General features: G+C 31.9%; 1 protein-coding gene. It reads left to right on the top strand.

Going from position 1 to position 891, the window contains the following annotated elements:
* The first annotated feature begins 742 nt into the window (after positions 1–742).
* On the top strand, positions 743–835 hold the full coding sequence (locus H9631_RS22155; RefSeq protein ID WP_404801768.1) for an IS3 family transposase: 93 nt from the start codon (positions 743–745) through the stop codon (positions 833–835).
* Positions 836–891 lie beyond the last annotated feature (56 nt).

The raw sequence follows: 891 nt of genomic DNA, 5'->3' as shown, positions 1-891 counted from the left end.
TTCTTACTTTTTTTCTCTTTCTTCGCACTTTTCTTTTTCACAGTGGATTTCTTTTTAGATGTGCTTTTCTTGGTACTGCTTTTGGCTTTTTTCTTCTTGTATATAACCAACAACGTTCAACTTTTCAACCTCCCGTTACGAAGATTTTAATTATTGTAACGTTTTTTACGAATAGCGAGTATTATGCGAGCGTCTTTAGTAAAAAACAACCAAAAATCTTATTAGCCATAAAAAATTAGTACACCTTTAATTTTACCCATTGTTTATCGCCACGAGCTTGTACGATCTCGTTTTTTATTGCCAATTCCCTGTCATAAGTCCCCTTGCCATGTAAAATGTCATCTCGCCCCTTTCTTCTTCTTGTCAGTTTCCAAAGTGTTAAAACGATACCCCATGATGGTACAACCATCATGAGTTATGAATTTCAGTAAAGCATTTTCCAATTTAGCCCAAAGTTTAAATTTCTAAAAAAACACTTGTTGCCTAAAAGACAATCAAGTGCTTTAAGTTAGCTAGATAAATTACTTATTCTATTTTTTAACCAACAAGCCTATTTAAATTAATTGTTTTTGTCTTGACAGTAATAATACTTCATAAATTTAAAATGTCATCTCTCATTGTTATCACCCATAATCTCATAGCTTAGTTTCGCTAGCAAAATCCTAGTAGTAAACTACCATAATTTTAAAAACAACTAATACCAAATAACCTATTAAAGAATTAAAAAAAGGATTGAGGATATATCTACTGGTATAACCAAGTACGATCAAAAGAAAAATTGGCTGGATTGAGTCCAGTCGAATACAGAACTCAATCCAGCCAATCAGCTGCATAATAAAAACTTTAACTTTTGGGGATAAACACACTTACTTACACGGTTTAGTTTACACT

The sequence above is a fragment of the Bacillus norwichensis genome (genome assembly GCF_014836955.1).
Taxonomy (GTDB): domain Bacteria; phylum Bacillota; class Bacilli; order Bacillales; family Bacillaceae_C; genus Siminovitchia; species Siminovitchia norwichensis.
This window is presented reverse-complemented; position numbering and strand designations above follow the sequence as displayed.